General features: G+C 74.7%; 21 protein-coding genes and 1 riboswitch. Of the genes, 5 read left to right on the forward strand and 16 right to left on the reverse strand.

The genetic code is table 11. The annotated features are described in order from the left end of the window. Nucleotides 1-155: 155 nt before the first annotated feature. Genes cobC through cobM form a run of 6 tightly spaced genes read right to left on the reverse strand, consistent with a single transcriptional unit; the run spans nt 156 to nt 6,443 of the window. The gene (cobC, locus tag AB0G63_RS22635; RefSeq protein WP_360753055.1) at nt 156-1,211 is read right to left on the reverse strand and encodes an Rv2231c family pyridoxal phosphate-dependent protein CobC; all 1,056 of its coding nucleotides are present in this window, start codon (nt 1,209-1,211) and stop codon (nt 156-158) included. Continuing rightward, nucleotides 1,201-2,127: a sirohydrochlorin chelatase gene (locus AB0G63_RS22640; RefSeq protein ID WP_360753058.1), complete on the reverse strand. Its 927-nt coding sequence runs from the start codon at nt 2,125-2,127 to the stop codon at nt 1,201-1,203. The genes cobC and AB0G63_RS22640 overlap by 11 nt, the downstream gene beginning before the upstream one ends. Next, entirely contained in the window at nt 2,124-2,723 is a 600-nt protein-coding gene (locus AB0G63_RS22645; protein ID WP_360753061.1) for a precorrin-8X methylmutase, read from the reverse strand. Before AB0G63_RS22645 ends, AB0G63_RS22640 begins: the two co-directional genes overlap by 4 nt. Beyond that, nucleotides 2,720-4,390 (reverse strand): precorrin-3B C(17)-methyltransferase, encoded by a 1,671-nt coding sequence (gene cobJ / locus AB0G63_RS22650; RefSeq protein WP_360753063.1) that lies wholly within the window; start codon nt 4,388-4,390, stop codon nt 2,720-2,722. The genes AB0G63_RS22645 and cobJ overlap by 4 nt, the downstream gene beginning before the upstream one ends. Next, nucleotides 4,387-5,628: a precorrin-6y C5,15-methyltransferase (decarboxylating) subunit CbiE gene (cbiE, locus tag AB0G63_RS22655; RefSeq protein ID WP_360753066.1), complete on the reverse strand. Its 1,242-nt coding sequence runs from the start codon at nt 5,626-5,628 to the stop codon at nt 4,387-4,389. The genes cobJ and cbiE overlap by 4 nt, the downstream gene beginning before the upstream one ends. Next, entirely contained in the window at nt 5,625-6,443 is an 819-nt protein-coding gene (cobM, locus tag AB0G63_RS22660; protein ID WP_360753069.1) for a precorrin-4 C(11)-methyltransferase, read from the reverse strand. The genes cbiE and cobM overlap by 4 nt, the downstream gene beginning before the upstream one ends. Before the next feature lie 93 nt (nt 6,444-6,536). Between cobM and AB0G63_RS22665 the strand changes: the two genes are divergently transcribed. Next, nucleotides 6,537-7,265 carry a ZIP family metal transporter gene (locus tag AB0G63_RS22665; protein WP_360753072.1) on the forward strand — a complete coding sequence of 243 codons (729 nt, stop codon included), beginning with the start codon at nt 6,537-6,539 and terminating at the stop codon, nt 7,263-7,265. A gap of 20 nt (nt 7,266-7,285) precedes the next feature. On the opposite strand, the gene cobI is transcribed toward AB0G63_RS22665, so the two are convergent. The 9 genes from cobI to AB0G63_RS22710 form a co-directional block, all read right to left on the reverse strand. After that, nucleotides 7,286-8,017, reverse strand: a complete 732-nt coding sequence (gene cobI / locus AB0G63_RS22670) for a precorrin-2 C(20)-methyltransferase (protein WP_360753074.1) — start codon at nt 8,015-8,017, stop codon at nt 7,286-7,288. Continuing rightward, nucleotides 8,014-9,549 carry a cobyrinate a,c-diamide synthase gene (locus tag AB0G63_RS22675; RefSeq protein WP_360753077.1) on the reverse strand — a complete coding sequence of 512 codons (1,536 nt, stop codon included), beginning with the start codon at nt 9,547-9,549 and terminating at the stop codon, nt 8,014-8,016. Before AB0G63_RS22675 ends, cobI begins: the two co-directional genes overlap by 4 nt. Further along, complete coding sequence (gene cobO / locus AB0G63_RS22680) at nt 9,543-10,142, reverse strand: cob(I)yrinic acid a,c-diamide adenosyltransferase (RefSeq protein WP_360753080.1); 600 nt, start codon at nt 10,140-10,142, stop codon at nt 9,543-9,545. The genes AB0G63_RS22675 and cobO overlap by 7 nt, the downstream gene beginning before the upstream one ends. Further along, nucleotides 10,142-12,142 (reverse strand): putative cobaltochelatase, encoded by a 2,001-nt coding sequence (locus AB0G63_RS22685; protein ID WP_360753083.1) that lies wholly within the window; start codon nt 12,140-12,142, stop codon nt 10,142-10,144. The genes cobO and AB0G63_RS22685 overlap by 1 nt, the downstream gene beginning before the upstream one ends. Continuing rightward, the gene (gene cobN, locus AB0G63_RS22690; protein ID WP_360753085.1) at nt 12,139-15,792 is read right to left on the reverse strand and encodes a cobaltochelatase subunit CobN; all 3,654 of its coding nucleotides are present in this window, start codon (nt 15,790-15,792) and stop codon (nt 12,139-12,141) included. The genes AB0G63_RS22685 and cobN overlap by 4 nt, the downstream gene beginning before the upstream one ends. Continuing rightward, complete coding sequence (locus AB0G63_RS22695) at nt 15,789-17,297, reverse strand: cobyric acid synthase (RefSeq protein ID WP_360753088.1); 1,509 nt, start codon at nt 17,295-17,297, stop codon at nt 15,789-15,791. Before AB0G63_RS22695 ends, cobN begins: the two co-directional genes overlap by 4 nt. Next, nucleotides 17,294-18,244, reverse strand: coding sequence for a cobalamin biosynthesis protein (locus AB0G63_RS22700; protein WP_360753091.1), 951 nt, complete (start codon nt 18,242-18,244; stop codon nt 17,294-17,296). Before AB0G63_RS22700 ends, AB0G63_RS22695 begins: the two co-directional genes overlap by 4 nt. Nucleotides 18,245-18,364: 120 nt before the next feature. Continuing rightward, a riboswitch (cobalamin riboswitch) is annotated at nt 18,365-18,437 on the reverse strand. Between the two features lie 229 nt (nt 18,438-18,666). Next, nucleotides 18,667-18,894, reverse strand: coding sequence for a hypothetical protein (locus tag AB0G63_RS22705; protein ID WP_360753094.1), 228 nt, complete (start codon nt 18,892-18,894; stop codon nt 18,667-18,669). A gap of 26 nt (nt 18,895-18,920) precedes the next feature. Further along, entirely contained in the window at nt 18,921-20,198 is a 1,278-nt protein-coding gene (locus tag AB0G63_RS22710; protein ID WP_360753096.1) for an inorganic phosphate transporter, read from the reverse strand. A 223-nt stretch (nt 20,199-20,421) separates the two neighbouring features. On the opposite strand from AB0G63_RS22710, the gene AB0G63_RS22715 reads away from it, so the two are divergent. The 3 genes from AB0G63_RS22715 to AB0G63_RS22725 all read left to right on the forward strand — a co-directional run bounded on the left by AB0G63_RS22715 (nt 20,422) and on the right by AB0G63_RS22725 (nt 24,087). Beyond that, the gene (locus AB0G63_RS22715) at nt 20,422-21,192 is read left to right on the forward strand and encodes a class II aldolase/adducin family protein (protein WP_360753098.1); all 771 of its coding nucleotides are present in this window, start codon (nt 20,422-20,424) and stop codon (nt 21,190-21,192) included. A gap of 197 nt (nt 21,193-21,389) precedes the next feature. Further along, nucleotides 21,390-22,517 (forward strand): alpha/beta hydrolase, encoded by a 1,128-nt coding sequence (locus AB0G63_RS22720; protein WP_360753101.1) that lies wholly within the window; start codon nt 21,390-21,392, stop codon nt 22,515-22,517. A 169-nt stretch (nt 22,518-22,686) separates the two neighbouring features. Then, nucleotides 22,687-24,087 (forward strand): hypothetical protein, encoded by a 1,401-nt coding sequence (locus AB0G63_RS22725; RefSeq protein WP_360753104.1) that lies wholly within the window; start codon nt 22,687-22,689, stop codon nt 24,085-24,087. Between the two features lie 40 nt (nt 24,088-24,127). On the opposite strand, the gene AB0G63_RS22730 is transcribed toward AB0G63_RS22725, so the two are convergent. Further along, nucleotides 24,128-24,541 (reverse strand): VOC family protein, encoded by a 414-nt coding sequence (locus AB0G63_RS22730; protein WP_360753107.1) that lies wholly within the window; start codon nt 24,539-24,541, stop codon nt 24,128-24,130. Between the two features lie 209 nt (nt 24,542-24,750). Here AB0G63_RS22730 and abc-f point away from each other — a divergent pair, with 209 nt between their 5' ends. Then, on the forward strand, nt 24,751-26,349 hold the full coding sequence (gene abc-f, locus AB0G63_RS22735; RefSeq protein ID WP_360753110.1) for a ribosomal protection-like ABC-F family protein: 1,599 nt from the start codon (nt 24,751-24,753) through the stop codon (nt 26,347-26,349). Nucleotides 26,350-26,356 lie beyond the last annotated feature (7 nt).

Raw genomic sequence — 26,356 nt, forward strand, 5'->3', positions numbered from 1 at the left:
TGAACTGCGAGTTCAAGTTGGCGGAGGCTCAGTGAACTGCGCCGCCGCCGGTGTGCGGTGAGGTCATCCTGCTCGGGCGGCCCGGCAGCGTGCGAGGCGGTCCTCCCGGGGCCCGTGACCGTCCCCCGGCCCGGAGGGGCGCGTCACAGGCCCCGCTACAAGGCCCGTTCCAGGGCTCGCAGGAACGAGTCGGTGGTCGGCCGGTCCCGCACCGCCAGCCGCAGCCACTGGTCGCCCAGGCCGGGGAACGTGTCCCCGCGCCGTACCGCGAACCCCAGCTCGCGCAGCCGTCGGCGTACCTCGGTGGCGTGGGGCAGCCGGACCAGGACGAAGGGGCCCTCGGCGGGCTCCGCCACCCGCAGTCCCCGCGAGGCGAACGCGCCGAGCCCCGCCACCAGATGGGCGCGGTCGGCGGCGATGCGGTGTGCCGCGTGGGCCGCCTCCGCCAGCGCCCGCGGCCCGACGCAGGCCTCGGCGGCGGCCAGCGCGGGCGTGGACACCGGCCACAGCGGCTGGGCGCGCTCCAGCTCGGCGACGGTCTCCGGGGCGGCCAGCACGTACCCGATCCGCAGCCCCGCCAGACCCCACGTCTTCGTCAGGCTCCGCAGGACGACGAGCCCCGGCACGTCGGTCCGCCCGGCCAGGGCCTCCCGCTCGCCCGGCACCGCGTCCATGAACGCCTCGTCCACCACCAGCGTCCGCCCGGGACGGGCGAGCCCGGCGACCGACCCGGCCGGGTGCAGCACCGACGTCGGGTTCGTCGGGTTGCCGATCACCACCAGGTCGGCGTCCTCGGGAACCGTGGCGGCGTCCAGCCGGAACCCGTCCGCCGCCCGCAGCAGCACCCGGTCGACCGTGTGGCCCGCGTCCCGCAGCGCCGCCTCCGGCTCCGTGAACTGCGGATGCACCACCACCGGCCGGCGCACCTTCAGCGCCCGCGCCAGCAGCACGAACGCCTCCGCCGCGCCGGCCGTCAGCAGCACCCGCTCCGGCGGCAGTCCGTGCCGCGCCGCCACCGCCGCCCGCGCGGCCCGCCCGTCGGGATAGGCGGCCAGCCCGTCCAGGGACCGGGCGATGTGCTCGCGCAGCCAGACCGGGGGCGTCCCGGTCCGGACGTTCACGGCCAGGTCCACCAGCGCCGAGCCGCCGTCGCGGACCTCGGCGTCCCCGTGGTGGCGCAGGTCCGGCCCGGCGGCGTCCTCAGTGGGCATGGGCGTGGCCGCCGTGGTGGTGCCCGTGGTGGTGATGGTGGCCGTCGTCGTCCGGGTGGAAGTGCGGCTGCTGCGGCGCGCCCACCTTGTCCTCGAAGCCGGGCAGCGCGATGCGGTACACGCAACTGTCGCAGTTCATCCGCAGATCGCCCTTGACGGCCTCCTCGTACCGCTCCATCACCAGGTCGAGCAGCTCCGGTTCGGGGCCGATGACGTCCGCCGAACGCACCTCCAGCTCCGGGTGCGCGGCCGCCCATTCCTCGGTCTGCTGCCGCACCCGGTCCGGCAGGATCCCGGTGAACAGGAAGTACGGCAGTACGACGATCCGCCGCGCGCCGAGCCGCGCGCACCGGTCGAGGCCGCTCGGCACGTCCGGCGCCGCCAGCGACACGAACGCCGTCTCCACCCCGGCGTACCCGCGGCCCTCCCACAGCAGCCGCGCCGCCTTGAACACCTCGGCGTTCGCGTCGGGGTCGGTCGAGCCGCGCCCGACCAGCAGCACCGTCACGTCCGAACGGTCGCCGGAGGTGTCCCCGGCCGCCCCCAGCGCCTCCTCCAGCCGGCGCTCCAGCACGTTCAGCAGCGACGGGTGCGGGCCCAGCGGACGGCCGTAGGTGTACGAGATCCCCGGGTGCCGTTCCTTCTCGCGGGCCAGCGCCGCCGGGATGTCGCCCTTGGCGTGCCCGGCGGACACCAGCATCAGCGGCACGGCGGCGAAGCGGCGCACACCCCGCTCCACCAGCTCGGCGACCGCGTCGCCCAGCGGCGGCGGGGACAGCTCGATGAAGCCCCCCGCGACGGGCAGTTCGGGGTGGCGGCGGCCCAACTGCCGCACGAAGTCACGGAACGCCTCGGCACCGGCGTCGTCCCGGGTGCCGTGACCGGCGATGAGCAGGGCGGGCGGCGGGGTGGTCACGATGTCTCCTCGGAAAGCGGAACGGGGTGGTACAGCAGGGCGTTCAGCGCGGCCGCGGCGACCGCCGACCCGCCCTTCTCGGACACGTTGCTCACGGCGGGCAGCCCGCTCGCGCGCAGCGCGGCCTTGGACTCGGCCGCGCCGACGAAGCCGACGGGCAGGCCGATGACGAGCGCGGGGGAGGCGTCCAGCGTCAGCAGTTCCTCCAGGGCGGTCGGCGCGCAGCCGATCACCCACAGCGCCCCCGGGCCGACCTGCTCGTAGGCCAGCCGCACCGCGTGCGCCGAACGCGTCAGCCCCTCACCGGCCTTCGCGTCCTTCAGCCGGCAGACGGTCTCCCGCCGGGTGATCCCGGCCGCGACCATCTCCACGTCCACCACGACGGGCGCCCCGGCGTTCAGCGCGGCGTGCGCCGCGGTCAGCTCGTCCTCGTCCATCACGAGGTCGGCCGCGTAGTCGAGGTCGGCCGCGGAGTGGATCACCCGCTCGACGACCGCCCGGGTCAGCGGCGGGAGGTGCGAGGTGTCCAGGCGGGCGCGCAGCCGCCGGAAGGACTCCTGCTCGATGGGGTGCACCACACGGGTCGCCCGGTTCACTGCGCCTCCTCCTGCCAGCGGTAGCCGCGCGGCGTCACCATGCGCCCGGCGATCTCCCGGGTCGCGGTGTTGCCCACGGTCACGACCGTCATCATGTCGACCGTCGCCGGATCCAGTCCGGCCAGCGTCGTCACCCGGCTGGACTCGTCCGGCCGGGAGGCGTTGCGCACGACGCCCACCGGGGTCGCCGGTTCCCGGCGTTCGGCGAGGATCGCCAGCGCCTTCGGCAACTGCCAGTCACGGCCGCGGGAACGGGGGTTGTAGAAGGTCACGACGAGGTCCGCCTCGGCCGCCGCGCGCACCCGCCGCTCGATGACCTCCCACGGCGTGTGCAGGTCGGACAGGCTGATCGACACGTGGTCGTGGCCGAGCGGCGCGCCCAGGATCGCCCCGGCCGCCAGCGCCGCCGTCACACCCGGCACGCCGACCACGTCGATGTCGTCGGACGCCTCGGCGAGCGCGGGGGAGGCCATGGCGTACACGCCGGCGTCTCCGCTGCCGATCAGCGCGACGGCCCGCCCCCCTCGGGCCTCGGCGACGGCCGTGCGGGCGCGTTCCTCCTCGGCGCCGAGCCCGGACTCCAGGATCCGGGTGCCGGGCCGCAGCAGGTCGCGGATCTGGTCGACGTACTGGTCGAGCCCGACCAGGACCGAGGCGCGCCGCAGTTCGGCCTTCGCGCGCGGGGTGAGCAGGTCGCGGGCGCCGGGACCGAGCCCGACCACGGCGAGCCGACCGCGCCCCGGACGCCGTACCACGGCACACGTCGCCATCGCCGACTTCCTCTTGGGGACGAGGAGTTCACCGCCCCGCAGCAGGGCCGCCGCCTCGGCGACGGACGGCGTCCCGACGGCGGCCAGCGGCGCGGCGGACGGGTTGGGCACGTCGACGGCCGCCAGCTCCGCGGCGGGGTACGTCACCAGCGGCACCCCGAGCCGTCCGGCCGCCGCGACGATGCCGGGCTCGCCGGCCTTCGCGTCGACGGTGGCGAGCTCCGCGACGCTGCGCGCGGACAGCCCCGCCTCCCGCAGCGCCTGCTCGACCAGCCCGAGCACCTCCTCGGCGGGCGCGCCCTTCGACGCGCCCACGCCGACCACCAGGGACGGCGGCCGCAGCAGCACCTCCCGCTCGCCCGCCCGCACGGCCCGGTCCGTCAGCCGGACGGTGTACGAGCCGTGCGCCGCCGTCGGCAGCGCGGGCAGCGGCCACGGCACCTCCGCCTCCAGCACCACGGGCTCGCCGTCGAGCAGGGCGCGGGAGACCGCCGCCACCGCGCCCTCGCAGGGCAGCCCGAGCGTGTCGAGGCCCGGCAGCCCCACCGCGTCCGTAGCCGTCGTCACCACCGGCTCGGCGCCCAGCAACTCCCCGACCTCGCGGGCGAGTTCGTTGGCGCCGCCGCCGTGGCCGCCGACCAGCGGCACGGCGAACCGGCCGCCCTCGTCGACGCACACCACGCCCGGGTCGGTCCGCTTGTCGTCCAGCAGCGGCGCCACCAGCCGCACCACGGCGCCCGTGGCGAGGAAGCACACGAGCTGCTCGCACTCCGCGAACGCGGCCCGTACGGCGTCCCCGACGGGACCCTCGTACACGCGCGTGCGGTCCGGCCACGCCGCGGCCAGCCGGTCGCGTGCCGCCGCCCCCGCCGCGGTGGCGGAAATGAGGCCGATCACAGAGCAACTCCTTCACGAGAGAACGGGGTTCTGACACCCCACAGCAGGAACACGGGATTGGCCGCCGCCAGCCGGGTCACATCGCCCGGCAGCGGCGCCAGCCGCGACGACTGCAACAGCACCCCGTCGCAGTCGAGCCCGGCGCCGGTGAGCGCCTCGCGGGCGGCCGGCACCCGGTCGAGCGCGGCCATCGCCACCACCACCGTCCGCCGGGCGCGCCGCGCGCACGCGGTGACCACGGCGGGCAGGTCCCGCCCGCCGCCGCCGACGAACACGGCGTCGGGGTCGTGGGGAGCGTCGAGGCCCTCCAGCACGCCCGGCGCCGACCCGTGCACGGCCCGTACGTCCACACCGTGCGCGGCCGCGTTGGCGCGGATCCGCTCGACGCCGTCCCGGGTCTTCTCGATCGCGGTGACGGCCGCGCCGAGCCGCGCGCACTCCACCGCCACCGAGCCGGAGCCCGCGCCGACGTCCCAGACCAGGTCGCCGAGCCGGGGCCCGAGCCGGGCCAGCGCCAGCGCCCGCACCTCGAACTTGGTGATCATCGAGTCGCGGTGGGCGAACGCGGACTCCTCCAGCGCCCACCCGGCGGGCCCGGCCGGCGCCCCGGCGACCGTGCGCACCCCGCCGAGCGCCCGCGCCTGGTCCAGGCACAGCACCACACTGACCGCGTCGCCCCAGTCCCGGGCGGCGGCCTCGGCGGGCGTCACCCGCTCCACCCGCTCCTCCGCCGAGCCCAGCGCCGACGCCACCACGAGGACCCGCGGCTCGGACCGCAGCGCGGCCCCCAGCTCCGCGGGCCCGCTGCCCGGCCCCGTCAGCACGGCGACCTTCGGCCGCGCCCGGCACACGTTGACCGCCGTCCGCAGCGCCCGCCCGTGCGCGGAGACCACCACGGCGTCGTCCCACGGCAGCCCGACGCGGGCGAACGCGGCGGCGACCGAGGACACCCCGGCCCGCACGTCCAACCGTTCGGCCCCGAACCGTTCGGCCAGCGCCCGCACGATCCCGAAGAACCCGGGGTCGCCGGAGGCCAGCACGACGACCCGGCCGCCCTCGCCCAGGTGCCGTTCGACCGCGTCCAGGGCCGGCGCCAGCGGACCGAGCACCACCCGCTCGGCACCGGCGGGCACCGGCGCGGACTCCAGATGCCGCCGCCCGCCGACCACCAGCCGGGCCCCGGCCAGCACGTCCGGCGGCACCGGCGCCCCCGTCCCCGTGCCGACGACGGTGATCACGTGCTCGCACCCCGCGCGCGCAGGGCCCTGCGGGCCTCCGGGTCGGCCTTGCGGAAGCCGTGGAAGTGACCGGGGTGGTACAGGTGCGAGCGCGTGCCGTGCGCGTCGAGGGCCGGGCCGACCAGGAACAGGGTGTGCTTCCAGAGCTTGTGCTCCTTGACCGTCTCCTCCAGCGTGCCGATCGTGCACCGCACGAGCAGCTCCTCCGGCCAGGTCGCCTGGTAGGCGACGACGACGGGCGTGTCGGTGGGGTATCCGCCCTCCAGCAGCTCCCGCACCAACTGCCCGCTGCGCGCCGCCGACAGGAAGACCGCCATCGTGGTGCCGTGCCGCGCGAACTCGCGCACCTCCTCGCCGGGCGGCATCGGCGTCTTGCCGCCGCCCAGCCGGGTCAGCACGACCGACTGCGCGACCTCGGGAATGGTCAGCTCCCGCTGCGCGAGCGCGGCGACCGCGGAGAACGCCGACACCCCGGGCACGACCTCCGTCGCGATGCCGATCCGGGCGCACCGGTCGAGCTGCTCCTGGGTGCCGCCCCACAGCGCCGGGTCGCCGGAGTGGATGCGGGCGACCCGCAGACCGTCCCGGTGGGCGCGCTCGTAGACGGCGACGACGTCCTCCAGCGACATCGTCGCCGAGTCGAGGATCTCCGCGTCCTCGCGCGCGTGCCCGAGGACCTCCGCCTGCACCAGGCTGGCCGCCCAGATCACGACGTCGGCCTCGGCGATGGCGCGCGCGGCACGGAACGTCAGCAGGTCGGCGGCGCCGGGGCCGGCACCGACGAAGGTCACCTTGCCGGCGGGGGCATCGGCCATGGGGATCGGTCCTCTCCTACAGGAATCAGGCATTCAGTACGTGATCGGTCGTCGGATGTGCGCGAAGGGGCGCCGATCGGATAACAAGGCCCCATGGCGGTCTTCGTCGCGCTCGGCGCGTTCCTGATGACGCTGGTCGGCGGATGGACGGCACAGCGCGTGACCGACCGTCGCCACCTGGTGCTGGGCCTGGCCGGGGGCCTGATGCTGGGCGTGGTCGGCCTGGACCTGCTGCCGGAGGCGCTGAGGGCGGCGGACCGGGAGGTGTTCGGCGTCCCGGCGGCCCTGCTGCTGTTCGTCGCCGGCTTCCTGCTGGCCCACCTCGTGGAACGCCTGCTGGCCACGCGCAAGGCCGCGCACGGCGCCGAGGAGCACGCCCACCGGACGCCCGAGGTGGGCCTGACCGCGGCCGCTGCGATGGTCGGCCACAGCGCCATGGACGGCCTGGCGATCGGCGCGGCCTTCCAGGTCGGCGGCGGCATGGGCCTGGCCGTCGCGCTCGCCGTCATCGCCCACGACTTCGCCGACGGCTTCAACACGTACACGATCACCAGCCTGTACGGCAACGCCCGCCGCAAGGCCCTGACCATGCTGTTCGCGGACGCGGCGGCGCCCGTCGCCGGCGCGGCCTCCACCGCCTTCCTCACCATCCCCGAGGCACTGCTCGGCGGCTACCTCGGCCTCTTCGGCGGCGTACTGCTCTACCTCGCGGCGGCCGAGATCCTCCCCGAGGCGCACCACGAGCACCCCGCCCGCTCGACCGTGCTGTGCACGGTCGCGGGCGCGGCGTTCATCTGGCTGGTGGTCGGCATCGCCGCGTGAACTGCGTGATCCGGGGGACCTCACAGCTTGCCGCCCCGCCCGCCGTCGCGCCGCGGCGGCGCGATCAGCGTGGACAGGTACGGCAGCTCGCCGCCGTCGAGCTCGGCGGCCGGCCGGATCGACTCGGTCTCCAGCCCTAGCGCCGAACCCCACACGGCGTCGCCGATCCGCCCGGTCTCCCGCAGCGCCTCGGCGACCTCACGGGCCTGCCGCCCGAACTTGTACGCGACGACCGTGCCCGGCCCGCTCAGCGCTTCCTTGAGCACGGCGCTCCCGGCCGTGACGGGCACCAGCGTCAGCGGTTCGGTCCCCTCGGTGAGCACGGCGCCCGACCGGGCCGCCAGGTCCTGCATCGCGGTGATCCCCGGCACGGTCTCCACCACGGTCCCGGGCACCAGCTCGGCCACGGTCTGCGCGAGGTAGGTGAACGTCGAGTACACGTTGGGATCGCCGATGGTCGCGAAGGCGACGCGGCCGCTCTCCCGCAGCAGCTGGGCGACCCGCTCGCCGGCCACGTCCCAGGCGGCCTCGCGCCGCGCCCGGTCGGTCCGCTCGTTCAGCGCGAACACCACCCGGACGATCTTCTCCGCGGGCACGTAGTGCAGCACGGTCGCCTCGGCGCGCCCGCGCTCCAGGGTGTCCATCACCGGCACGACCACCACGTCGGCGGCGCGCAGCGCGTTGACACCCTTGACGGTCACCAGCTCCGGGTCGCCCGGCCCGACCCCGACCCCGATCAGCCTGCTGCTCATGACGTCCGGCACCTCTCCACGAACCTACGGGCGACACCGGGCTCGGCCGCCCAGTGCGTGTGCAGATAACTCGCGTGCACACCTCGCTGTACAAAACCTTCGACCCGCCGGACGGGGGCGCGCACACCCCAGGCGGGAGCCGCCCCCGCGCCGGGCTCGACGACCGTGCGGTGGAACTCGTGCCCGCGCATCCGCGTCCCCGCGACGGCGAGCACGCTGTCGCCGACGGCCACGGCGTCCCGGTAGCCGAGGGTGAGCCGCTCGCTCATCCGGGCGGTCGCGTCCAGCACCCCGCACATGGGCCGCCCGTCCAGCTCCCGGCACAGGTACAGCAGACCGGCGCACTCGGCGGCGACGGGCGCGCCGCTCAGGGCGAGGTCCGCGACCGCCTTGCGCAGCGGCTCGTTGGCGGACAGCCCGTCGGCGTACACCTCCGGGAAGCCGCCGCCGATGACCAGCCCGCTCGTGCCGTCCGGCAGTCGCTCGTCGTGCAGCGGATCGAAGGGCACGACGTCGGCGCCGGCGGCGGTCAGCAGTTCGGTGTGCTCGGCGTAGGAGAACGTGAAGGCGGGACCGCCGGCGACGGCGACGACGGGGGCGCCGCCGCGCCCCGGTCCGGCGCCGGCCGGCCCGACCGGCGTCCGAGGGCCAGGCCCTGCGGACCGACACGGATCCGGGGACGCGGCGCCCAGGACCCCGGCCGCGTCCGGGGGCGCGGCGTCCAGGACCTCGTTCGCATCCGGGGGCGCGGCGTCCAGCACCTCGGCCGCGTCCGGGGGCGCGGCGCCCAGCACCTCGGCCGCGTCCCACGCCGCACACGACAGTGCTCCCGCACCGCGCGCCAGCGCCAGCAGCGCCTGGAGGTCGCATCCGTCGGCGACCTGCGCGCCCATCGCCGCGATGGCCTCCACCGCCGCCGTCTGCCGCTCGGCGACCGGCACCAGCCCCAGATGCCGCGACGGCGTGTCCACCTGCGGAACCCGCCGCAGCACCCCCAGCACCGGCACCCCGGCCGAGTCCAGCGCCTCCCGCAGCAGTTCCTCGTGCCGGTCGGAGGCGACCTTGTTCAGGATCACGCCTCCGACGCGCACCCCCGGGTCCCAGGAGGCGAACCCGTGCACCAGCGCCGCCACCGACCGCGACTGCGACGACGCGTCCACGACGAGCACCACCGGCGCCCGCAGCAGCTTCGCCACCTGCGCGGTGGACGCCAGCTCACCCTCGCCCGCGGCCCCGTCGTACAGGCCCATCACGCCCTCGACGACGGCGATGTCGCACCCGCGCGCACCGTGCGCGAACAGCGGGCCGACCAGCTCCGGCCCGCACAGGTAGGCGTCGAGGTTGCGCCCCACGCGCCCGGTGGCGAGCGCGTGGTACCCGGGGTCGATGTAGTCGGGTCCGACCTTGTGCGGGGACACGGCCAGCCCCCGCGCGGCGAACGCGGCCATCAGCCCCGTGGCGACGGTGGTCTTGCCGCTGCCGGAGGACGGCGCGGCGACGACCAGCCGGGGCACGGACGAGGACGTCACCACTCGATGCCCCGCTGGCCCTTCTGGCCCACGTCCATGGGGTGCTTGACCTTCGACATGTCGGTGACGAGGTCGGCGAGGTCCACCAGCTTCCCGGGCGCGTTCCGCCCGGTGATCACGACATGCTGGGTGCCGGGCCGGCCGCGCAGCACCTCCACCACCTCGTCGGTGTCGATCCACCCCCAGTGCATCGGGTACGCGAACTCGTCGAGCACGTAGAGCTTGTACGTCTCGGCGGCCAGGTCGCGCTTGACCTGCTCCCAGCCCTCGCGGGCCTTCTCCTCGTTGTCCATCTGCGCGTCGCGCTGGACCCAGGACCAGCCCTCGCCCATCTTGTGCCAGGCGACGGTCCCGCCCTCGCCGGAAGCGCCGAGCACACGCAGCGCGTTCTCCTCGCCGACCTTCCACTTGGCCGACTTCACGAACTGGAACACCCCGATCGGCCACCCCTGGTTCCAGGCCCGCAGCGCGAGCCCGAACGCGGCCGTCGACTTGCCCTTGCCGATGCCGGTGTGCACGATCACCAGCGGCCGGTTGCGCCGCTGACGGGTCGTCAGTCCGTCGTCGGGGATGACACTCGGCTGTCCCTGCGGCATTACGCGGCCCTCCTGTTGCCCTGAACGTCCCTGACCAGCCCGGCGATCGAGTCGGCCCGCAACTCGTCCAGCGTCACCGCGGCACCCCCCAGCTCCTCGGCGAGCCGCCCGGCGAGCCCCAGCCGCACCGGCCCGGACTCGCAGTCGACGACCACCGACGCGACCCCCTCGGCCGCGAACAGCCGCGCCGCCCGCCCGGCGAGCGCCACCGGCTCCGGGCCTCCGGTGGCCCGCCCGTCGGTCACCACCACCACCAGCGCCCGCCGTGCGGGATCCCGCAGCTTCTCGACCCGCAGCACCTCGTGCGCCCTCAGCAGCCCCGCCGCGAGCGGCGTACGGCCACCCGTCGGCAGCGACTCCAGCCGGGCCGCCGCCGCGTCCACGGACGACGTGGGCGGCAGCGCGACCTGCGCCTCCCGCCCGCGGAAGGTCACCAGACCCACCTTGTCCCGCCGCTGGTAGGCGTCGAGCAGCAGCGACAGCACTGCACCCTTCACGGCACTCATCCGCTGCCGCGCGGCCATGGAGCCGGAGGCGTCGACCACGAAAAGCACGAGGTTGCCCTCACGCCCCTCACGCGTCGCCTGCCGCAGATCGTCCCTGCGCACGACCAGCCCGCGCCCGGACCGCCCGCGCGCCCGCTGGTGCGGCGCGGCGGCCCGCACGGTCGCGGCGAGGTGCAGCTTGGTCAGCGCACCCCGGGGCCGCCGCGCCCCGGTCGTGCGCCCGTGCTCGGTCCGCGCCCGCGAACGCCGCCCGGCGGCGCCCTCACCGATCCCGGGCACGCTCAGCACCTTGGTGCGGAACGGCTCGGCGGCACGTGCGGGTGCCTGCTCCGAGGCCCCCGAGGCCTGCGGCTCGCCGCCCTCCCCGGCCTCCGGCCGCGCGCCGGTGTCCCCGTCCCGCGGTCCGGCGTCCGGCGCCGGCTGCCCGCCGCCCCCGCCCGGCCCGCCGCCGTCGGGGCCCGGGTCGGGGTCGGGATCGTCGTCGCCGGAGAACTCCTCCAGCGTCTCGTCCAGCTTGTTCTCGTCGAGACCGGGGGCGTCGAAGGGATTGCGCCTGCGCCGGTGCGGCAGCGCCAGCAGCGCCGCCTGCCGCACGTCCTCGGCGAGCACGTCGGTCCGCCCGGCCCACGCCGCCAGCGCGGTCGCCGTCCGCGCCATCACGATGTCGGCCCGCATCCCGTCGACCTCGAAGGCCGCGCAGGTCGCCGCGATCTGCCGCAGCGCCCCGTCGCCCAGCCGCACCTGCGGCAGCAACTCCCGCGCGGCGACGATCCGCTGCCGTACGGCGGCCTCCTCGCCGGCCCAGCGTGCGGCGAAGCCGGCCGGGTCGTCGTCGTACGCCAGCCTGCGCCGCACGACCTCCACCCGCTGGTCGGGCTCCCGGGAGGCGGCGACCTCCACGGTCAGCCCGAACCGGTCCAGCAACTGCGGCCGCAGCTCGCCCTCTTCGGGATTCATGGTCCCGACGAGCAGGAACCGCGCCGCGTGCCGCACGGAGACGCCCTCGCGCTCGACGTACGAGGCGCCCATCGCCGCCGCGTCCAGCAGCAGGTCCACGAGGTGGTCGTGGAGCAGGTTGACCTCGTCGACGTAGAGGATCCCCCGGTGCGCGTCGGCGAGCAGGCCGGGCTCGAAGGCCTTCACGCCCTCCGCCAGCGCCCGTTCGATGTCGAGGGCGCCCACCAGCCGGTCCTCGGAAGCGCCGACGGGCAGCTCGACCATCCGCGCGGGACGCGTCGTACCGGCCCCCGGCTCGTGCGGCCCGTCCGGGCAGGACGGGTCCGGTGCCGCCGGGTCGCAGGAGAACCGGCACCCGGGGACTACGGCGACCTCCGGCAGCAGCGCCGAAAGGGCGCGTACCGCCGTCGACTTCGCCGTGCCCTTCTCGCCGCGGACCAGCACGCCGCCGACCGCCGGGGACACCGCGTTCAGCAGCAGCGCGAGCCGCAGGTCGTCCTGCCCGACGACGGCCGTGAACGGAAACGGGGTACTCACTTCTCGTCGCCCTCCAAGTCGCCTTCCAGCTCCAGGTAGGTGGCGCGCAGCCGCTCCAGCGTCTCCGCGTCCGGTTCCGCCCACAGCCCGCGGTCCGCCGCCTCGAGCAACCTCTCCGTGATGCCGCGCAGCGCCCACGGGTTGGACTGCTTCATGAAGTCCCGGTTCTCCGGGTCGAAGACGTACTCGGCGCTGAGCTTCTCGTACATCCAGTCGTCGACCACGCCCGCCGTGGCGTCGTAGCCGAAGAGGTAGTCCACGGTCGCCGCCATCTCGAAGGCGCCCTTGTAGCCATGCCGGCGCATGGCCGCCATCCAGCGCGGGTTGACCACCCGTGCCCGGAACACCCGGTGGGTCTCCTCGCCCAGCGTCCGCGTCTTGACCTGGTCGGGCACGGCGGAGTCGCCGACGTACGCCTCCGGGCTCGCGCCCGTCAGGTGGCGCACCATGGCGACCATGCCGCCGTGGTACTGGAAGTAGTCGTCCGCGTCGACCAGGTCGTGCTCACGGGTGTCGACGTTCTTCGCGGCCACCGCGATCCGCCGGAACGCCGTCTCCATGTCCCCGCGCGCTGCCCGCCCGTCCAGCCCGCGCCCGTACGCGTAACCGCCCCACACCGCGTACACCTCGGCCAGATCCGCGTCGCTGCGCCAGTTGCGGGCGTCGATCAGCGGCAGCAGGCCCGCGCCGTACGCGCCCGGCTTGGAGCCGAAGACGCGGGCCGTGGCGCGGCGCCGGTCGCCGTGGGCGGCGGTGTCCTCGTCGGCGTGCGCCTTCACGAAGTTCCGCTCGGCGCTCTCGTCCAGCTCCGCCACCGCCCGCACCGCGTCGTCGATCAGCCCGACCACGTGCGGGAAGGCGTCCCGGAAGAAGCCGGAGATGCGGACCGTGACGTCGATGCGCGGCCGGCCCAGCTCCGCCAGGGGCACGATCTCGAAGCCGGTGACCCGGCGCGAGGCGTCGTCCCACACCGGGCGGCAGCCCAGCAGCGCCAGGATCTCGGCGATGTCGTCGCCCTGGGTGCGCATCGCGGACGTGCCCCACACCGTGAGGCCGACGGACTTCGGGTACTCCCCGGTGTCCTGCAGGTAGCGCGCCACGAGCGAGTCGGCGAGCGACTGGCCGACCTCCCAACTGAGCCGGGACGGGATGGCCTTGGGGTCGACGGAGTAGAAGTTCCGGCCGGTCGGCAGGACGTTGACCAGGCCGCGGGTGGGCGAGCCCGACGGGCCCGCCGGTACGTAACCGCCGTCCAGCGCCCGCAGGATGTGCCCGATCTCGTCCGTGGTGCGCGCCAGCCGGGGCACGACCTCGGTGCACGCGAACTCCACCACCGCGACGGCGTCGGGGAGTTCGGCGCCCAGCACCTCGCGCACCAGCGGCGCGCTCTCGGCGACCGCCCAGTCACGCGCCTCCATGCCCTCCGCGATCCGCCGGCACAACTGCTCCAGCAGGTCGATCGCGTCGGCGGCGGTGCGCGCCGGGCCGTCCACCAGATCGGTCAGCTCCGCCGGCAGCTTCACCGGGGCGCCCGGCTCGGCCAGCAACTCCTTCTCGACGAGCCCGAAATGCGCCGCGAGCGAGGCCCGCAGACCCGGCAGCGCGTTCGCCTGCCCGCCCCACACCTGCGACGCCCGCAGCACCGCGAGGACCAGGTTCACGCGCGGCTCGCCGACCGGGCCGCCGCCCAGGACGTGCAGGCCGTCGCGGATCTGCACGTCCTTGATCTCGCACAGGTAGCCGTCGATGTGCATGACGAACTCGTCGAACGCCGCGTCGTCCGGCTGCTCGTCGACGTGCAGGTCGTGGTGCAGCTCGGCCGCCTTGACCAGCGTCCAGATCTGCGCGCGCACGGCCGGCGCCTTCGCCGGGTCCAGGTCGGAGACGAGGGCGTACTCGTCGAGGAGCTGTTCCAGCTTGGCCAGGTCGCCGTAGGTGTCGGCGCGGGCCATCGGCGGCACCAGGTGGTCGACGACCGTGGCGTGCCCGCGCCGCTTGGCCTGGGTGCCCTCGCCGGGGTCGTTGACGATGAACGGGTAGATCAGCGGCAGGTCGCCGAGGACCGCGTCCGGGGCGCACCCCGGGCCGAGCCCCAGCCCCTTGCCGGGCAGCCACTCCATCGTGCCGTGCTTGCCCATGTGGACGATCGCGTCGGCGCCGAAACTGTTCTCCAGCCAGCGGTAGGCCGCCAGGTAGTGGTGCGACGGCGGCATGTCGGGGTCGTGGTAGATCGCGATCGGGTTCTCGCCGAAACCGCGCGGCGGCTGGATCATCACCACGACGTTCCCGAACCGCAGGGAGGCGAGGACGATGTCGTCGCCGTCCACGTACAGCGAGCCCGGCGGCTCGCCCCACGCCTCCAGCATGGCGTCCCGCAGCCCGGGGTCCAGCTTGTCGAACCACGCCCGGTAGTCGGCGAGCGGTACCCGCGCGGGCGCGGCGGCCAGCTGCTCCTCGGTCAGCCACTCCACGTCGTGTCCGCCGGCCTCGATGAGCCGGTGGATCAGCTCGTCGCCGCCGGAGGGGTACTCGGTGAGTGCGTACCCGGCGTCCCGCAGCGCGTCCAGGACCCGGACCGCGGACGCGGGCGTGTCGAGGCCGACCGCGTTGCCGACCCGGGAGTGCTTGGTCGGGTAGGCGGTGAAGACGAGCGCGACCTTCTTGTCGGCGTTGGGCTTGTGCCGCAGCCGGGCGTGCCGTACGGCGATCCCGGCGACCCGGGCGGCCCGCTCGGGGTCGGCGACGTACACCGGCACGTCGTCCGGCCCCTGCTCCTTGAACGAGAACGGCACGGTGATCAGCCGTCCGTCGAACTCCGGGATCGCGACCTGCATCGCCGCGTCCATGGGGGAGAGGGCGGCGTCGGACTCGTCCCAGGCGGCCCTGGACGACGTCAGGCACAGCCCTTGCAGCACCGGGATGTTCAGCTCCGCGAGCGCGCCGACGTCCCACGCCTCCTCGTCGCCGCCCGCCGACGCCTGTGAGGCGTGCGTGCCGCCGGCCGCGAGGACGGTGGCGACCAGGGCGTCGGCCCGGCCGAGGATCTCGTACAGCCCGGCGTCCGCGCCGCGCAGCGAACCGCAGTAGACGGGCAGGGCGTTGGCGCCGTGCGCCTCGATCGCGTCGCACAGGGTGTCCACGAAGGCGGTGTTGCCGCTGAGTTCGTGGGCCCGGTAGAACAGCACGCCCACGGTCGGCCGGCCGTCGAGCAGGGCACGCTCGCCGTGGACGCCGTACTCGGGCATCTGCTGCGGCTCGACGAACCCCTCGCCGGTCAGCAGCACGGTGTCGGACAGGAACCGCGCCAGCTCGGTCAGGTTGGCGGGGCCGCCCTCCACCAGGTACCGCAGCGCCTCGGCGACGACACCGGCCGGCACCGACGACTCGGCCATCAGCTCAGCGTCCGGCACGGCCTCCCCGCCGAGCAGCACGGTCGGGACGCCGGACGCCTTCAGCGCGGCCAGCCCGTTCTCCCAGGCGCGCTTGCCGCCGAGCAGCCGTACGACGGCGATGTCGGCGCCCGCGAGCAGCCGTGGCAGCTCCCCGGCTACGTCCACCCGGGTCGGGTTGCCGATCCGGTAGGAGGCGCCGGAGGCGCGGGCCGCCAGCAGGTCCGTGTCGGCGGTCGACAACAACAACACTGTGCTCATGCGGGCGCTCCCGGTGGGATGAAGGGCAGTCCTTGCGGCGCGCCGGACTCGATGAGCCGCCACAGCGCGTCCGTGTCCGCGTGCTGTTCGATCAGGTCGCCGAGCCGGTCGAGCTGCTCCTCGCGCAGCGCGGCGAACGAGGTGCCGTCGGCGGGCACGAAACGGCGGCCCGCGGCGGCCGCCACCTCGCGCAGGAAGGCCCGCCGGAAGCCGTCCGACTCCAGCGAGCCGTGCCAGTGCGTGCCCCAGGTCTGCCCGACCCGGCAGCCGTCCAGGAAGGGCTCCCCTCCCTCGACGGAGGCGACCCCGTGGTGGATCTCGTAGCCCTCGACGCGTTCGCCCAGGGCCTCGCCCACCGGCCGGGTGAGGGTCTTCTCGCGGGCGAACCGCACCCGCACGGGCAGGATGCCGAGGCCGTCGACGTGTCCGCGCCGGCTCTCCACCTCGTCCTCGATGTGCTCGCCGAGGATCTGGAAGCCGCCGCAGATGCCGAGCACCGGCCGCCCCTCGGCGGCCCTGCGCACCAGCGCGTCCGCGAGCCGCCGCTCGCGCAGCCACTGGAGGGCCTGCACGGTGCCCCGGGTGCCGGGGACCACGACGAGGTCGGCGTCGGCCAGTTCCTCGGGCCGGTCCACGAACCGCACCACGACGCCCGGTTCGGCGGCCAGCGCGTCCACGTCGGTGAAGTTCGACATCAGCGGGACCGCGCAGACGGCGACCCGCAGGATGTCCTCGCCGACCGGCGGGGCGGTGTTCGACTCCCGCACGGTCCCGCGCAGGGAGACGCGCAGTCCGTCCTCCTCGTCGATGCCTAGCCCGTGCCGGAAGGGCAGCACGCCGTACGTGCGCCGCCCGGTGAGCCCGTGCAGCATGTCCAGGCCCGGCTGGAGCAGGGAGACGTCGCCGCGGAACTTGTTGACCAGGAACCCGGCGACGAGTTCCTGGTCCTCGCGGGAGAGCAGGGCGACCGTCCCGAAGAACGAGGCGAAGACGCCCCCGCGGTCGATGTCGCCGACCACGAGCACGGGCAGCCCGGCGTTGCGGGCGATCCCCATGTTCACGATGTCGGTCCGCCGCAGGTTGATCTCCGCGGGCGAACCGGCCCCTTCACAGATCACCGCGTCATACGTGCCCCGCAGCTCGGCGAGACAGTCGAGCACCGTCCCGAGCAGCTTCTGCTGCCGCCCGCCGTGATACCCGCGCGCGCTCATCTCACCCACCGGCTTGCCCATCAGCACGACCTGGCTGCGCTGCTCGCCGCCCGGCTTGAGCAGCACGGGGTTCATCAGCGCGGTCGGCTCGACGCGGCACGCCTGCGCCTGCATGGCCTGCGCCCGCCCGATCTCCGCGCCCTCGCGGGTGACGAACGAGTTGAGGGACATGTTCTGCGCCTTGAACGGCGCGACCTTGACGCCCTGCCGCACCAGCCACCGGCAGATGCCGGCCGTGACGACGCTCTTGCCGGCGTCGGAGGTGGTGCCGGCGACGAGGAGTCCACCGTTCATTTCCCGTGTCCCTTCACGAGGCTCACGACGAGGCGCGCGGCGGCGCAGGCGCCGAGCGCGAGCAGACCGACCCGCCGGGACAGCCGTACGGCCCGTTCGATGTCGGGCACGTCGACGGCGCGCCCGTCCCGGTTCAGCACCGGCCGGTGCTCGACGCGCCCCCCGTACGACAGCGTTCCGCCCAGCCGCACGCCGAGCGCGCCCGCGAACGACGCCTCCACCGGTCCGGCGTTGGGGCTCGGGTGCCGGCCGGCGTCGGCGCGCCAGGCCCGCACGGCGCCCCGCCGGTCGTCGCCGGCCATGGCCGCGAGCACGGCGGTGAGTCGCGCGCCCGGCCAACCGGCCACGTCGTCGAGGCGGGCGGAGGCCCAGCCGAACCGCCGGTACCTCGGGGACCGGTGCCCGACCATGGCGTCGAGCGTGTTGACGGCCCGGAACCCGACCAGCCCCGGCACGCCGGCGGCGGCGCCCCACACGAGGGCTCCCACCACGGCGTCGGAGGTGTTCTCGGCGACCGACTCGACGACGGCGCGGGCGATCCCGTCGGCGTCCAGCGCCTGCGGATCGCGCCCGCACAGGTGCGGCAGCCGCGCCCGCGCGGCCTCCACGTCCCCCGCCTCCAGGGCCCGCCCGATCACCCGGGCCTCCCGGGCGAGCGACGTCCCCCCGACGACGGCCCAGGTGGCGGCGCCGGTCAGCGCGACCGAGGCGGCGGGGGAGGGGCGTACGGCACGGGCGGCGAGGGCGCCCAGCGCCGCCGCTCCGCCCGCGCACACGACGGCGTGCAGCGAGCCCCACCCGCGGTGGTCCCGCCACAGCACCCGTTCCACGGCGCCGGCGGCCCGCCCGAACGCGGCGACCGGGTGTCCACGGCGCGGATCGCCGAGGAGCAGATCACCCACGAGTCCGGCGGCGGCGCCGTACGCGAAGACGCGATCGGCACGCATCGGCTCAGCCGGCCGCGGGGTCGGGCAGGGCTCGGGCGGTGGTCCTCGGCCGGCAGCCGCGCATGGCGATATGTCCTCACTCAGGGTGTCCACGCCCTGGTTCGACGAGACCGGCGGTGAGAGTTCCTGGCTCCCGGGGCTCGCACCCCGGTGACAGTGGCGGGACCGCGCCGGACTCGCACCGGCTTCCTCTCCTGCCGCCGTAATTGGCCCCGGCAGTCCACCACGGGGCCGGAAGGGCCGTCAACCTGCCGCTGACCTGCGGCGGGGGAGTGTGCTGAGGCCCACACGCGAGGGGTCGCCGGGGTCACGGGAAACCGCTGCCGGAACGCCTGGGGAACCAGGTGGGGAAACGCGCGGGGAAACGCCTGGTGCCGGGACGGATCACCGTCCCGGCACCAGGGGGAGTCGGACCGCGGGCCTCAGCCCTTGGCCATGATCAGGTTGATGCCGTACGCCACCGCCGCCGCGCAGGCGGCGAAGCACACGTACGCGCCGGTGACCGCGAGGGCCGCCGAGTCGCCCTGCGCCACCGCCCGCTCGCGGCGCGACAGGCCCATGACGCCCAGGGTGAACAGGGCCACGAGGCCCACGGTGACCCCGAGGCTGACGCCGAAGACGGAGCCGAGGGCTGCCCAGTCGATCTTCATGCTGCTTCTCTTCCTTCTGCCGGGGATCAGACCGCGGCGGCCGGCGGGGTGGCCGTGGTGGCGGGGGTGGCCGGGTCGGGGGTGGCGGTCGCGGGGGCCGGGGCGGCCGGCGACGGGATCGTCGCCGTGAGCTCCTCGGTCACCGGGCCGGCCGGGGGCGGCGTCACGGCGGCGATCGCCGCGGTGACCACGCCGTCCGGCTCCTCGACGTGGTTGACGTTGCTGTGGTCGACGACCTCGCGGCGGGAGATCTTCCAGATCGCGGCGCTGGAGGCGACCAGGAAGAGGGCGACGACGGCGGTGCCCCAGTCGCCGAGACCGGTGACCGACTCGGCGAGCGCGCCGACCAGGGCGGCGGCCGGGAGCGTCAGCACCCAGGCGACGACCATCCGGGTGGCGGTCGACCAGCGGACCACGCCGCCCTTGCGGCCGAGGCCGGCGCCCATCACCGAACCGGAGACGACGTGCGTGGTGGACAGGGAGAAGCCGAGGTGGGAGGAGGCCAGGATGGCCGTGGCCGCGCTGGTCTGGGCGGCGAAGCCCTGCTGCGGCTGCAGGTCGGTCAGGCCCTTGCCCATGGTGCGGATGATGCGCCAGCCGCCGATGTAGGTGCCGAGCGCGATGGCCAGACCGGCGGAGAGGATGACCCAGGTGGGCGGGTCGGAGTCGGGGGCGACGACGCCACCGGCGACCAGGGCGAGGGTGATGATGCCCATCGTCTTCTGCGCGTCGTTCGTGCCGTGGGCCAGGGAGACCAGGCCCGCGGAGGCGATCTGGCCGGCCCGGTAACCCTTGTCGGCGGCCTTGCCGTCGGCCTTCCGGCCGAGCGTGTACGACAGGCGCGTGGCGAACATCGCCGCCACTCCCGCGACGACCGGGGCGGCGACCGCGGGGATCAGCACCTTGGTCACCAGCACGTCGCCGTGGACCGCGCCCATGCCCGCCGAGGCGACGGTGGCGCCGATCAGGCCGCCCATCAGGGCGTGCGAGGAACTGGAGGGCAGCCCGACCAGCCAGGTCAGCAGGTTCCAGAGGATCGCGCCGACCAGTGCGGCGAAGATGACCTCGGGACGGATGCCGGTCTCGTCGACGAGACCCTTGGAGATCGTGTTGGCGACCTCCACGGAGAGGAAAGCGCCCACAAGGTTGAGCACGGCGGACATGGCCACCGCGACCTTGGGCTTGAGTGCGCCGGTCGAGATGGTCGTGGCCATCGCGTTGGCGGTGTCGTGGAAACCGTTCGTGAAATCGAACGCGAGTGCGGTAGCCACCACAATCGCGAGGATCAGCGAGAAGTTTTCCATTTACCCAGGCAATCGTTCGAGGTCATTGGCGCGTCGAACGTACGTAACCTGGGTGAACGGAAGATGAACTGAGGCGGGCCGCAGGATGTCCGAAAAAGGGGGTCGGCGGTTCCGCCGTCCGGCCTGCTCGCGGTGGCGGTGACGGTCGGGTTTCGCATGGTCACGTACCGTGTTCCCGCTCGGAACGGCGGCGGGGCCGAGGGTGTCCTGGCAGGATCTCCGCATGGCTGAGCAGCGAGCGGACCGGCGGGGCGGACGAGGCGGACGGGATGCCCGCGAGGGCGCGCGGACCGGCCCGCAGGAGCGGGGGAGGGCGGTGCGGGCCGAGGAGGCGCGCGCCTGGGCGGACCTCGTCGCCACGGCCCGGCGCACGGTGGCCGACGGGCTGGTCGTCGGCACGTCCGGCAACGTCTCGGTGCGCGTCGGGGACACCGTCCTCGTCACGCCCTCGGGGGTGCCGTACGACCGGCTGACCGCGGGCGATGTGACGGGCGTCGGCCTCGACGGCCGGCAGGTGCTCGGCTCGCTGGTGCCGACCAGCGAACTGCCCATGCATCTCGCCGTCTACCGCACGACCGCGGCCCGCGCCGTCGTCCACACCCACGCCGTGCACGCGACGGCCGTCTCCACCCTCGTCCCCGAACTGCCGGTGATCCACTACATGGCCGCCGCACTCGGCGGACCCGTCCGGGTTGCCCCTTATGCGGCTTACGGCACTGATGAGTTGGCCCGGAACATGCTCCACGCCCTCGACGACCGCTCCGGCTGCCTGCTGCAGAACCACGGCACCGTCACCTACGGCGCGACCCTCGAACAGGCCTACGACCGTACGGCCCAGCTCGAGTGGATGTGCCGTCTGTGGCTGACGGCGTCCGCGGTCCCGGGGCTGTCACCGTCCCTGCTGACGGCGGAGCAGCTGGCGGACGTGGGGGAGCGGCTGCGGGGATACGGACAACGCGACCGACCCGCCTCGGACGCACCTGCGCCGGACTGACCCACCCCGGACGCACCTACGCCGGACTGACCCGCCTCGGACTGATCCACCCCGGCGACTTCGACGGACCCCGGCGCACCCCGGTGACCCGCCCGTCCCGCCCGTCCCACCCCGGCTCCGCCCCGCCGCGCATCGCCGCGTCACTCCGCCCCGTCCGCCCGCTGGCCGGTGACGCGGTCCGCCGGGACACTGGACGCGTGCGCACCGTCAAAGCATCGGCCGCCGCCGTCACCGCCGCCCTGGCGGCCGGCGCGGCGAGCGTGGCCGCCGGCCGGCTGGCCAGCGACGCCGCGCTCAAGGCGCCGCCGGGCAAGCCCCTGCCCACCGAACCCCGGCTCACCGTGCACGCCACGGCCCCGGACCGGATCGCCCTGACCCGCGACCTCGCCTCGACGCGCCCCGGCACCTACGGCCTCACCGACGCCGGCGCCCACGCGGTCGTCGGCCCCGTCCTGGGCACCGCGGGAAACTCCGCCGACGCGGTCGTGCGCCGCCTGGAACGCCTCACGCGCGGCACCCTCGAACCCGGCGACAAGGTGTGGTTCACCCCCAACCTCCACGTCGGCGACCCGGGCACCGCACTCGGCCTCGACCACGCCGAGGTCGGCATCCCCGGCGAACTCGGTTCCCTGCCCGCCTGGTTCGTCCACGGCGTGCGGCAGACCTGGGTGATCGCGGTGCACGGCCTGGGCACCACCCGCGAACTCACCCTGAACGTCCTGGAGTTCCTGCACGGCCGGCGCTTCCCGGTGCTGGCCCTCGCCTACCGCGGCGACCCCGGCGCCCCCCGCTCGCCGGACGGCCTGAGCCACCTGGGCGAGACCGAGTGGCGCGACCTGGACGCGGCGATCCGCTACGCCGTGCGGCAGGGCGCCCGGCAGGTCGTCCTGTACGGCTGGTCCACCGGCGCCACCATGGCGCTGCGCGCCGCGCTGCACTCGGGCGTGCGCGAGCGAGTCTCCGGCCTGGTCCTGGACTCCCCGGTCCTCGACTGGACGGCGACGCTGCGCGCCCTCGCCGCGGCCCGCCGCACGCCGGCCGCCCTGCTGCCGCTCGCCGTGCGGGCCGCGCAGGGCCGCACCGGCCTGTACGGCGACCGCTCGGCCGGCCTGGTGGACGCGGCCCGGCTCACCGTCCCGACCCTCGTCTTCCACGGCCCGGACGACACCCTGGCCCCCTGGGAGCTCTCCCGCGGCCTCGCCCGCGCCCTGCCCGGCCTGGTCGCCCTGCACACGGTCCGGGACGCCCCGCACGGAGCGATGTGGAACGCCGACCCGGCGGCCTACGAGGAGGCGCTGCGCCGCTTCCTCACCCCCCTGATGTGAGCCGCGGCGGCCCCCTCCCGGCCCCGGTCCCGGAGATTCCGTTTGCGGCTGCGGAAGTGGCCTGTTCCCGGCGCCCCGGGGCCCTGCGGAAGCCGGACTTCCGCCCCGTCCGGCGGCCATGGTGACATTCCGTTTGGGTTTTCGGACCGTCAACCGGAAGACTGCACCCGTGACGTCCCGTATCCCGCGCGACTCCAGGCTTCGACTCGTCCGCCCGCGACCCCTGGCCGCCGCCCCCTCAGCAGTGAACCAGCGGCGCCCGCGGCGCGCCGCCCCCCGCCCTCCGGAGGGCACACCGGCCCCCGCGGAACTGGCCAGGATGGCTCGCTCCGGCCTGGCCGCCGCGGCCCGCGTCGCGCGCTGGGCCGACACCGCGCTCGGCGTGGGCCGGGACGGCGTGACCGCCGACGGAAAGGCCACCCTCTCCGACGCGACCGCCGAACACGCGGCGGCGGACCTGGGCCTGAGCGTGGCTCAGGTGCGCGCCGACTGGGACATCGCCCGCCTCGCCGGCCTGGTGGAGGTGCACGGCGGCCGCGCCCGGCCCGGCTGGCGGCTGCGCGCCTGGGACCGCGACGACAGCGCCGTCCTGCGCGGCTGGGTCGCCCTCTTCGACGCCTGGTCGCTCGCCTACCCCGAGCCCGCGCACCACGAGCCCGCCGCCGTCGCCGAGGTCGTCTCGGCCATGCCGCAGGTGCTCTCCTTCCTCCAGCTGTCCGCCGGCCCGGTCCCCGTGGAGCAGCTCCTGGACCTCCTGGAGCAGCGGGTCACCGAACTGCGCACCGAGCGCTGCGAGATCCCCTACGGCCCCCAGCCCGATCCGGCCCTCGAGACCGGCTGGCAGGACACGCCCCTCGCGCCCCTCCTCGACTGGGCCCTGCACGCCCTCGCCTCCGTCGGCGCGCTCACCTGCGGCGACGGACAGGCCACCCTGACCCCGCTCGGCAGCTGGGCGGTCTGGGTCAAGCTGGAGCAGATCTGCGTCGCCGCCCAGAGCCCAGCCGGGAACATCGAGCAGAGCGCCGAGGACATGCTCCGCGGCTGCGCCCAGCTGCGCCCGAACGCCGCCCGCGCCGAGTACCGCGCCTGGCTCGCCGCCCGCCCCGTGGGCAGCGCCGTCACCGAGCTGCTGGCGGCCGCCCGCGGCGAGGACGCCCTGCTGCGCGGCCTCGCCTTCGAGGCGCTGCGCGTGGTCGGCGCCCCCGCCGAGGCGGACGTGCGTGCCGTGGCCGACGAGCCGACCCTGCGGCCCTACGCCCTGCTGTGGCTCGCCGAGCACGACGGCATCGACCCGGAGGACGCCCACGAGGTCCTCACCCGGGAGGAGGCCACCTGGCTGTGGGTGGACACCGCCGCAGCCGTCGCCGACCACGGCGAGGCCCCCATGCTGGTGCGCCACCTGGAGTCCGCCGTGCAGCCGACCGTGCCGGCCCTGCTCGACGAGGTGCGCGCCGTCGGCCACCCCCGCACCGTGCAGGTCCTGGTCGCGCTGGCCGCCGCGCACCCCGACCCGGCCCTCGCCAAGGCCGTCCGCCGCGCCGCCTTCCAGGTGCACACCGGCGGGGACTAGCCACGGACCAGCCGACCGGGGAGTACGGCTCCGGCCCCCGTCAGGTCCCGATCTCCGGGGCGTACGTGCCGAAGCTCCATATGTTGCCCTCGACGTCCCGGGCCATGTAGTCCCGCGAGCCGTACTCCTGGTCCGTCGGGGGCATGAGGATCTCCGCGCCGTGCTCCGCGGCGTGACGGTGGTGTGCGTCGACGTCGTCCACGACGACGTACACCCCGGTGGTGCCCGCGTCCTTCATGGCCGCGTCGAAGACGCCGCCGCGGCCCTTGGACCCGATCATCACCGCGCCGTTGCCCTGCACCAGCTCGGCGTGCATGACCACGCCGTCCTCGCCCTCGTACACCGACAGCTCCGTGAAGCCGAAGGCCTCCGTGAGCTGCCTGATCGCCGCTTTCGCGTCCGCGTACAGCAGCGTCGGGCAGATGCTCGGACGCCCGCCGTGCGTGCTGGCCATACCGGTCACTCCCTCGGGATCACGCCGGAAATGTCATCCTCCGCCCAGTGTGACAGCGGCCACTGACAACGGCCCGCGCCCCGTGGAGCCGGAAAAGCGCTTGCATGCGCCCGTTAGACTTCTCCCATGGCCATTCTCCTCGCGCATTAGACGGCGGGAACGTCCTCAGCCGCCCACCCGCCAACCCCTGTCCGCCCTGGAGTCTGTCCGTGATCTCCGCCTCCGGTATCGAGCTGCGCGCCGGTGCCCGCATCCTCATCGAGAACGCCAGCTTCCGCGTCGCCAAGGGCGACCGCATCGGCCTGGTCGGCCGCAACGGCGCCGGCAAGACCACCCTCACCAAGTGCCTCGCCGGCGAGGGCATCCCCGCCGCCGGCACCATCACCCGCTCCGGCGAGGTCGGCTACCTCCCGCAGGACCCGCGCACCGGCGACCTGGACGTCCTCGCCCGCGACCGCGTCCTGTCCGCCCGCGGGCTCGACGTACTGATCCGCAAGATGCGCGAGAACGAGCAGCGCATCGCGAACGGCCAGGGCGCCACCCGCGAGAAGGCCCTCAAGCAGTACGAGCGCCAGGAGACGGAGTTCCTCACCAAGGGCGGGTACGCCGCCGAGGCCGAGGCCGCCACCATCGCCGCCGCGCTCAACCTGCCCGACCGGGTGCTGAACCAGCCGCTGCACACCCTCTCCGGCGGTCAGCGCCGCCGTATCGAGCTGGCCCGCATCCTGTTCTCCGACGCGGACACCCTGCTGCTGGACGAGCCCACCAACCACCTCGACGCCGACTCGATCGTCTGGCTGCGCGACTACCTCAAGACCTACCGCGGCGGCTTCATCGTGATCTCCCACGACGTCGACCTGGTCGAGACGGTCGTGAACAAGGTGTTCTACCTGGACGCTAACCGCGCCCAGATCGACATCTACAACATGGGCTGGAAGCTGTACCAGCAGCAGCGCGAGGCCGACGAGAAGCGCCGCAAGCGCGAGCGCGCCAACGCCGAGAAGAAGGCCGCCGCGCTGCATTCGCAGGCCGACAAGATGCGCGCCAAGGCCACCAAGACGGTCGCCGCGCAGAACATGGCCCGCAGGGCCGACAAGCTGCTCGCCGGCCTGGAGGCCGTCCGGCAGTCCGACAAGGTCGCCAAGCTGCGCTTCCCGGAGCCCGCGCCCTGCGGCAAGACCCCGCTGACGGCCGAGGGCCTGTCGAAGTCGTACGGCTCGCTGGAGATCTTCACCGACGTCGACCTGGCCGTCGACAAGGGCTCCCGGGTCGTCATCCTCGGCCTCAACGGCGCCGGCAAGACCACCCTGCTGCGCCTGCTCGCCGGCGTCGAACAGCCCGACACCGGCATGGTCGTCCCCGGCCACGGACTCAAGCTCGGTTACTACGCCCAGGAGCACGAGACCCTGGACCCCGACCGCACGGTGCTGGAGAACATGCGCTCGGCGGCCCCCGACATGGACCTCGTCGAGGTCCGCAAGGTGCTGGGCTCGTTCCTTTTCTCCGGCGACGACGTCGACAAGCCGGCCGGCGTGCTCTCCGGCGGCGAGAAGACCCGCCTCGCCCTCGCCACCCTGGTGGTGTCCTCGGCGAACGTGCTGCTCCTGGACGAGCCGACCAACAACCTCGACCCGGCCAGCCGCGAGGAGATCCTCGGCGCGCTGCGCACCTACAAGGGCGCCGTCGTCCTGGTCACGCACGACGAGGGCGCCGTCGAGGCGCTGCAGCCGGAGCGCATCATCCTGCTCCCGGACGGCGTCGAGGACCTGTGGGGTTCCGACTACGCGGACCTCGTCGCCCTCGCTTGACCGAACT

Origin of the sequence: Streptomyces sp. NPDC020996 (assembly GCF_040641355.1) — a bacterium.
Taxonomy (GTDB): Bacteria; Actinomycetota; Actinomycetes; order Streptomycetales; family Streptomycetaceae; genus Streptomyces.

What these genes read in the sequence shown, in the direction of transcription:
- AB0G63_RS22715 (WP_360753098.1), top strand. Translation starts at nt 20,422, where the DNA reads ATGGCTGAGCAGCGAGCGGACCGGCGGGGCGGACGAGGCGGACGGGAT.
- AB0G63_RS22695 (WP_360753088.1), bottom strand. Translation starts at nt 17,297, where the DNA reads ATGAACGGTGGACTCCTCGTCGCCGGCACCACCTCCGACGCCGGCAAG.
- cobN (WP_360753085.1), bottom strand. Translation starts at nt 15,792, where the DNA reads ATGAGCACAGTGTTGTTGTTGTCGACCGCCGACACGGACCTGCTGGCG.
- AB0G63_RS22665 (WP_360753072.1), top strand. Translation starts at nt 6,537, where the DNA reads ATGGCGGTCTTCGTCGCGCTCGGCGCGTTCCTGATGACGCTGGTCGGC.
- AB0G63_RS22730 (WP_360753107.1), bottom strand. Translation starts at nt 24,541, where the DNA reads ATGGCCAGCACGCACGGCGGGCGTCCGAGCATCTGCCCGACGCTGCTG.
- AB0G63_RS22710 (WP_360753096.1), bottom strand. Translation starts at nt 20,198, where the DNA reads ATGGAAAACTTCTCGCTGATCCTCGCGATTGTGGTGGCTACCGCACTC.
- AB0G63_RS22705 (WP_360753094.1), bottom strand. Translation starts at nt 18,894, where the DNA reads ATGAAGATCGACTGGGCAGCCCTCGGCTCCGTCTTCGGCGTCAGCCTC.
- cobC (WP_360753055.1), bottom strand. Translation starts at nt 1,211, where the DNA reads ATGCCCACTGAGGACGCCGCCGGGCCGGACCTGCGCCACCACGGGGAC.
- cobM (WP_360753069.1), bottom strand. Translation starts at nt 6,443, where the DNA reads ATGGCCGATGCCCCCGCCGGCAAGGTGACCTTCGTCGGTGCCGGCCCC.
- cobO (WP_360753080.1), bottom strand. Translation starts at nt 10,142, where the DNA reads ATGCCGCAGGGACAGCCGAGTGTCATCCCCGACGACGGACTGACGACC.
- AB0G63_RS22700 (WP_360753091.1), bottom strand. Translation starts at nt 18,244, where the DNA reads ATGCGTGCCGATCGCGTCTTCGCGTACGGCGCCGCCGCCGGACTCGTG.
- cobI (WP_360753074.1), bottom strand. Translation starts at nt 8,017, where the DNA reads ATGAGCAGCAGGCTGATCGGGGTCGGGGTCGGGCCGGGCGACCCGGAG.